Source organism: Chroococcidiopsis sp. (assembly GCF_051657925.1).
Taxonomy (GTDB): Bacteria; Cyanobacteriota; Cyanobacteriia; order Cyanobacteriales; family Chroococcidiopsidaceae; genus Chroococcidiopsis.
In genome coordinates this window covers 1-6,805 of sequence record NZ_JBOFLP010000037.1, presented here as the reverse complement: position 1 = coordinate 6,805, position 6,805 = coordinate 1, and the positions used below count along the sequence as shown (strand labels likewise).

Sequence of the window (6,805 nt, the reverse complement as noted above, 5' to 3'; positions counted from 1 at the left end):
TTAGAATCATCTCCTTTTGTCGGGATGAGTTTTTGTCGTTCTAGTTTTGTCGATGAAAATGGGAAGTGTTTAGGTACTTACCAAATGCCTAAGCTAAAAGGAATTAATTTACCGTATCTACTCCGTTGCAATCCAATTGGAAATGGTTCGGCGGGAGTCATACGTCGTAAAGTTTTAGAAGATATTAAATTCACGCATCAACAAAATGGTCAGTTGGAAAACTGCTATTTTGACGAACGATTTAGAATATCGGGGGGAGAAACCGATTTTTTACTACGGATTCTAATTCAAACTCAATGGAAAATCGAAGGTATTCCCGCAGCTTTAACGCTATACAGAGTCAATTCTGAAGGCATGACAGCAAACTTACTAAAACGGTTAGAATCTGCTAGCCAAGAAGTAGAAAAAACTCGTTCGTACGCACCAGAATTAAACTTGCGTTGGCACAGGGCAATTAAAGCTTACTATATCAGGTATTTAGCCCGCAGTGCCGTCCGATTTCGGGAAGGAAAAATAGCTGTTAAATTAATTCATCTAGCTTTAGCTAATTATTGGAAATTAATATTTGAGGAACCCTATCGAACTCTCTCAACCTTAGTAGCCGCTCACTTGCTTCTGCTGCTACCGCAAAAATTATATAATCGAATTGAGGCTTTAGTTATAAAAGCGATCGGCACTATCCAAGAACGAAAGATTAGAAGGGATACTTTGAATAGTCGTTGAGTAAAAGACAAGGAGGACAAGAGAGACAAGGGAGACAAGGGGGAGAAGTCAAAAGTCAAAAGTCAAAAGTCAAAATTACTAGATGAATACTAAAGAACAAATTATCCAAGAAATTGATTCTTTGAGCGAACCTGAGCAGCTTATAATCTTGTGATACAAGTAGCTGAAGGGGAAATGAGTAAGGAAGAACTTAGCTTACTATTGGAACAACACATACAGCCACAGTAAGCGATCGCCAGAGATTTATTTATAGATTTATAAGATCTCCTCATAATTATATATACAGGGGGTTGCGATCGCAGATAAACATGTAACTCTCACAAATGACAAATGACCAATGACAAGTGACTATTATGAGAGATTTGCGGGGATTCATCAAACTCCTAGAACAGAGAGGACAACTGCGGCGAATCACCGCATTAGTTGACCCAGATTTAGAAATTGCTGAGATTTCTAATCGGATGTTACAGCAGGGTGGTCCTGGTTTATTGTTTGAGAACGTCAAAGATTCGCCCCATCCCGTAGCAGTTAACTTGATGGGGACGGTAGAAAGGATTTGTTGGGCGATGAACATGCAGACACCCCAAGAACTAGAAGAACTGGGGAAAAAGCTGAGTATGCTGCAACAGCCAAAGCCACCGAAGAAGATTTCTCAAGCGGTAGAATTTGGCAAGGTGTTATTTGATGTCGTCAAAGCGAAACCAGGAAGAGACTTTTTTCCCGCTTGTCAGCAAGTCGTCATTCAAGGCGACGAATTAGATTTAAACAAACTTCCCCTCATCCGTCCCTATCCAGGGGATGCAGGCAAAATTATCACGCTGGGTTTAGTCATTACTAAAGATTGCGAGACAGGTACGCCCAACGTCGGCGTGTATCGCTTGCAGTTGCAATCGCGTAATACGATGACAGTACATTGGTTATCGGTACGCGGTGGGGCGAGACATTTGCGTAAAGCCGCAGAACGGGGTAAGAAATTAGAAGTTGCGATCGCCCTTGGTGTCGATCCTTTAATTATCATGGCGGCGGCTACTCCTATTCCTGTAGATTTATCGGAATGGCTGTTTGCCGGACTTTATAGCGGTTCTGGCGTAAACTTAGCGAAGTGTAAAACGGTAGATTTAGAAGTTCCCGCTGACTCTGAATTTGTTTTAGAAGGAACCATTACCCCAGGTGAAGTTTTACCCGATGGTCCTTTTGGCGATCATATGGGTTATTACGGTGGTTTGGAAGATTCGCCCTTAGTACGCTTCCACTGCATGACTCATCGCCAAGACCCAATTTATTTGACCACATTTAGCGGTCGTCCGCCAAAAGAAGAGGCAATGATGGCGATCGCTCTCAATCGGATCTATACTCCTATTCTGCGGCAACAAGTTTCAGAAATTGTTGATTTCTTCCTGCCAATGGAAGCTTTAAGTTACAAAGCCGCGATTATCTCCATCGATAAAGCTTACCCTGGTCAAGCGCGACGGGCTGCTTTAGCTTTTTGGAGTGCCTTACCCCAATTCACCTATACTAAATTCGTGATTGTCGTGGATAAAGATATTAACATCCGCGATCCGCGTCAGGTAGTATGGGCAATTAGTTCCAAAGTTGACCCTACCAGAGATGTGTTTATTTTACCGAATACACCTTTCGACACCCTCGACTTTGCCAGCGAGAAAATTGGTTTAGGCGGACGCATGGGGATTGATGCAACTACCAAAATTCCACCCGAAATAGAACACGAATGGGGCGCACCTTTAGAATCCGATCCCGATGTAGCGGCGATGGTAGAAAGGCGTTGGAGTGAGTATGGTTTAGCAGGTTTACAATTAGGAGAAGTCGATCCGAATTTGTTTGGTTACGATATGCGTTAAATCAGTTTGGTATGTAGGCGTTTTCAATTAAATTTCGTAGGGGCGTACAGATGTGCACCCCTACAAATTATGGTACAGATTGCGATCGCTAAACCAAATTAAATTCAAATTTTTATAATTAAAAGCGATCGTAATCATAGCTGGTCGTAGTCTAAAGGTTATGCCAGTCCTTCGGCAATTTCTTGTTTAGCCCGTTTAGCAGCAGCAATCAATTTAGGTTGCGTTTTTTTCAACTAAATCATCCCACTCAACTCTTCTTGTAATTCTGTAATATACTCCCGCAAATGGTCAACAATCTTTTTCTGTGCAGTTACAGGTAATGATTCCATCATTTTAACAACTGTAGCAATAGCTTCAGGCAGCATAGGTACATTTTCCTGTTAAAAACTTTTGAGAGCGACTCAAATTTGTTATCTTTTGTCTCACCTTCTATTTTTGCTATCATAGCCAACAGTTAATTTTGTCATCAATCAACTAACCAATAATTGAAGATTAAGATTAATAAATCATTATTAAGCAACTTTACAGCAATTATAATTTTGCATCATGCTGCTTCGTAATCTTGAAGAAAATGTTACCAAACGTACAATCGAACTCCTTAAGGAAAAGTCAGGAGTTCTTAAGATATTTTGGGACGAAGGCGTGATTAAAGATACTAAGCTATCGAATAAATACTGGATTGCAATTGAAGTTTTTGAATATACAGCTCGACAGAGAATTGTATGTGGTTTATATGAATTATATTCTCTAAAACTTGCAGACTTAGAAAAAATAGTTACTGGTATGAACTCTTGCAATTGGCAATTAATTTTTGAGCTTTATCAGAAAGAAATCAATAAGTATAACATTATAATGCCAATAGACAAACTAGAATTCATTCCTGGGTTTATATACACGGTAGGAGCTATTGTAGTACTTTTTTTAAACTGTAGATATCAAATATTTCCCTATAATTATGTTTTGGTAGCTATTGCTATCTGTGCGTTACCAGCAGGATTTTACGGTAAAAGATCAATCAATAATTTTTCTAACTTTGAAAAAAAAGCTCTAAGAATAAAGCGTGAAAGAAAGCGTATTGAAGTGTTAAAGTCGAACAAACTTTCACCTAACAATCTAACTCTCAAATCTATGTTGGATAATATTTCAGACTCAAACGATAGACAAGCTCAAAGAATTAATCATTTCCCAAATGCCACTACTGTTCATCAGTACGAACACGTTGGGAGTGTTTGTAACCACAACTATGCACCTGAACCAAGACAAGATTTGGCTGGAGATGCTGAAGATTTTCTGAGGCTGTTAATCCCCAATCTAGAAATTAGTTCAAATGCTAATGAAGATCAAAATCATGATATTACTCAATTGAAAGTTCGTCAGGTAATCGATCAATTCCAACATATCAAGCCCTTGAGGTGGCAACGATTACGTAGGGCTAGCAAGACTGCTTTAATTGAAATATTTAAAGCAATATGGAACGATGTTCGCATAAATATAATAGTTGAAGCAATCAAAAGCTATTGTGAACCTGAAGACGAATAAGTGTTTACAACTGATACTTTCTCATCACTAGAGAAATCTATACATTCCTTTGCGCCTTTGCGTCTTTGCGTGACATTATCATCTTAATTATCTATGCAAATAATGGAAGCAAAAGATATGTCTGAGGAATTGAAATCGCAACTTCAGCAGATGACAAAAGAGGAACTGATTGACTTTGCCTTAGAACACGTAGGCGAAGAACACGACGACATTCGCAAAGCAGCTTTACAAGAACACTATTTCAGAATTAAAGACGATCCTAAAACAATTACAGCCCCACCAGGAGATATCGAAATCTTAAATTCATATTTATCGCGGCTACAAGACAATTAGAAAAAGTTTCCCCACTGCTTGCTAGCAACCTGACATTTAAACTGCCACAGTCACTACCAAGAGTGGGGAGACATTAGCCGAGATATTAAACCAAACAAATTTGAGACTACTTGAGTAGACCCAAAAACTATGACATCGCCTGAATGATATAGTCAAAGTAAGGTGCTGCTTCTGCTGCTTCTTCCGCACTCAACAGAGACAAAGAGGCATTCTTCAGACAGCGAATTGATTCAACCATTCCAGGTACGGGAACGCCCAGAGAATTGTACATTTCTCTGACACCGACCAAACCGATCTTTTCAATTGGTCCTTTGTCGCCAGCTAGCACACCATAGGTAATTAGGCGCAGATACCAGCCGTAGTCCCGCAGACACAGCGCCCGCTGACGTTCGCCATAGGCATTTCCACCAGGGGCGATGAAGTCAGGACGTTTTTGCCACAGTTTTTTACTTGCTTCCTGAACAATTTTCTTTTCGTTTTCGGCTAGGGTTGCGGCAATGCGCATCCGCTGTATGCCTGTTTGCAAAAAGTTTTTAATGTTTTCGAGTTCGCCAGCGCTGGGGTAGCGCAGCTCATCATCGGCTTGGAGAATAACTTGGCTTACTACACTCATGATTATAGGTAATGAGTCAGAATATCATTTGTAGTTTAGCGATTCTATGTCCCCCAAATAAAGGGATCTTTTCAGTTATGTCTGTTACAAGGGGACAAAATTTACAAAACATGAGCGATCGCACATCCGACCGCTGGCAACAGGGCGACTTAGTAGAAGTATCCATTACCGATCTAAATGATAGTGGTGATGGGGTGGGGCGTGTCAACAGTAGGGTTGTTTTCATTCCCGATACGACCCCAGGCGATCGCGCTTTAGTCCGTTTGGTGCGTGTCAAGCCACAATACGCCTACGGTAAACTTCAACAACTCCTCGAATCTTCTAGCGATCGCATCCGTCCTCGCTGCATCGTAGCCGATAAATGCGGCGGCTGTCAGTGGCAGCATATCGCCTACGAACATCAACTGGAAGCCAAACGCCATCAAGTTATTCAGACATTACAACGGATTGGCGGCTTTGCTCATCCTCCCGTCGATCCAGTTTTAACAGGGAATGCCGATCTCGGTTATCGTAACAAAGCTACATATCCCGTGGGAAAATCGGCTACAGGTCAAATCCAAGCAGGTTACTACCAAAAAGGTAGCCATCATTTAATTAACCTAAATCAATGTCCCGTACAAGATCCACGCCTCAACCCTCTGCTAGCAGAAGTCAAACAAGATATCCAACAGCGGGGATGGCAAGTATACGACGAAAAACACCACAGAGGACAAGTGAGACATTTAGCCTTACGAATCGGTCGCCGTACGGGAGAAATGCTGCTAACTCTGATAGTCAAAGATTGGGACTTACCAGGAATTGAAGCCCAGGCGCAGGAATGGTTAGACCGCTATCCGCAACTAGTAGGAGTCTCGTTAAATCGTCAAAGCGATCGCACCAACGTTATTTTTGGCAGTGAAACCCGATGTATTGCCGGACATCCGTATCTACTAGAAATTTTTGCGGATTTAAAGTTTCATGTGCTACCCGATACATTCTTTCAAGTTTATACGGAGGCGGCTGAAGCCCTGTTGCAAGAAATTACGCACCACTTGAATTTGCAAGGCTACGAAGTCTTAGTAGATGCATATTGTGGCATCGGCACGTTAACCTTACCGCTAGCCCAAAAAGTGCAACAAGCAATCGGTTTAGAAGTTCAATCCGCCGCCGTCGAACAAGCCCAAAACAACGCCCGATTCAACCAGATTACCAACACTACATTTCAAGTCGGAGAAGTCGAAAAACTGCTTCCCCACCTAGAAACAACTCCAGATATTGTACTGCTCGATCCACCCCGCCAAGGATGCGATCGCGCCGTCATCGAAACCCTGCTGCAAACCCAGCCACAACGTATCGTCTACGTCAGCTGTAAAGCTGCTACCCTTGCCCGCGATTTAAAATTGCTCTGTCAAAATGGCAAATACCACCTTACCAGAGTCCAACCAGCCGACTTTTTCCCCCAAACCGCCCATGTAGAGTGTGCAGCGTTTTTAGAAAGGGGTGAGGAGTGAGGGGAATTCAAAATTCAAAATTCAAAATTGGAAAAAGCTCAGAATCTCCTCTGCACCCTCTGCCCCCTGCTCCCTGCTCCCTGCTCCCTGCTCCCTCTCTTAGGTATAATTACGATAGATCCGCATAAATGTGTAGGATAGAAGATAACAAAGATGCTAATATTGATTAAGAGGCAGCTGCCAATTTTAATCTCGATCAATACAATTCAAGTGAAAATACAGTCAACGCATATATAACGCATATATCA

General features: G+C 41.7%; 7 protein-coding genes. 5 read left to right on the top strand and 2 right to left on the bottom strand.

The genetic code is table 11. From position 1 onward, the window contains the following. Both ACRC32_RS02685 and ACRC32_RS02680 read left to right on the top strand, forming a co-directional pair. Window positions 1–723 (top strand): glycosyltransferase family 2 protein (locus ACRC32_RS02685; protein ID WP_438552525.1); only part of this gene is annotated, 723 nt, incomplete at its 5' end. Window positions 724–1,073: 350 nt separating this feature from the next. Next, window positions 1,074–2,582, top strand: coding sequence for a UbiD family decarboxylase (locus ACRC32_RS02680; RefSeq protein ID WP_438552527.1), 1,509 nt, complete (start codon window positions 1,074–1,076; stop codon window positions 2,580–2,582). Between the two features lie 233 nt (window positions 2,583–2,815). Here the strand turns inward: ACRC32_RS02680 and ACRC32_RS02675 are convergent, their stop codons facing one another. Then, complete coding sequence (locus tag ACRC32_RS02675; protein ID WP_438552524.1) at window positions 2,816–2,947, bottom strand: hypothetical protein; 132 nt, start codon at window positions 2,945–2,947, stop codon at window positions 2,816–2,818. Between the two features lie 181 nt (window positions 2,948–3,128). On the opposite strand from ACRC32_RS02675, the gene ACRC32_RS02670 reads away from it, so the two are divergent. Next, the gene (locus tag ACRC32_RS02670; RefSeq protein ID WP_438552523.1) at window positions 3,129–4,121 is read left to right on the top strand and encodes a hypothetical protein; all 993 of its coding nucleotides are present in this window, start codon (window positions 3,129–3,131) and stop codon (window positions 4,119–4,121) included. A gap of 93 nt (window positions 4,122–4,214) precedes the next feature. Then, window positions 4,215–4,454, top strand: a complete 240-nt coding sequence (locus ACRC32_RS02665; RefSeq protein WP_438552522.1) for a hypothetical protein — start codon at window positions 4,215–4,217, stop codon at window positions 4,452–4,454. Between the two features lie 127 nt (window positions 4,455–4,581). On the opposite strand, the gene ACRC32_RS02660 is transcribed toward ACRC32_RS02665, so the two are convergent. Beyond that, window positions 4,582–5,067 (bottom strand): allophycocyanin subunit alpha-B, encoded by a 486-nt coding sequence (locus tag ACRC32_RS02660; RefSeq protein WP_438552521.1) that lies wholly within the window; start codon window positions 5,065–5,067, stop codon window positions 4,582–4,584. Between the two features lie 110 nt (window positions 5,068–5,177). Here ACRC32_RS02660 and rlmD point away from each other — a divergent pair, with 110 nt between their 5' ends. Then, complete coding sequence (gene rlmD / locus ACRC32_RS02655; RefSeq protein WP_438552526.1) at window positions 5,178–6,557, top strand: 23S rRNA (uracil(1939)-C(5))-methyltransferase RlmD; 1,380 nt, start codon at window positions 5,178–5,180, stop codon at window positions 6,555–6,557. Window positions 6,558–6,805 lie beyond the last annotated feature (248 nt).

Bases quoted from the DNA above. Each gene is read 5' to 3' on its own strand.
- ACRC32_RS02665 (WP_438552522.1), top strand. From the start codon at position 4,215: ATGCAAATAATGGAAGCAAAAGATATGTCTGAGGAATTGAAATCGCAA.
- ACRC32_RS02660 (WP_438552521.1), bottom strand. From the start codon at position 5,067: ATGAGTGTAGTAAGCCAAGTTATTCTCCAAGCCGATGATGAGCTGCGC.
- rlmD (WP_438552526.1), top strand. From the start codon at position 5,178: ATGAGCGATCGCACATCCGACCGCTGGCAACAGGGCGACTTAGTAGAA.
- ACRC32_RS02675 (WP_438552524.1), bottom strand. From the start codon at position 2,947: ATGCTGCCTGAAGCTATTGCTACAGTTGTTAAAATGATGGAATCATTA.
- ACRC32_RS02670 (WP_438552523.1), top strand. From the start codon at position 3,129: ATGCTGCTTCGTAATCTTGAAGAAAATGTTACCAAACGTACAATCGAA.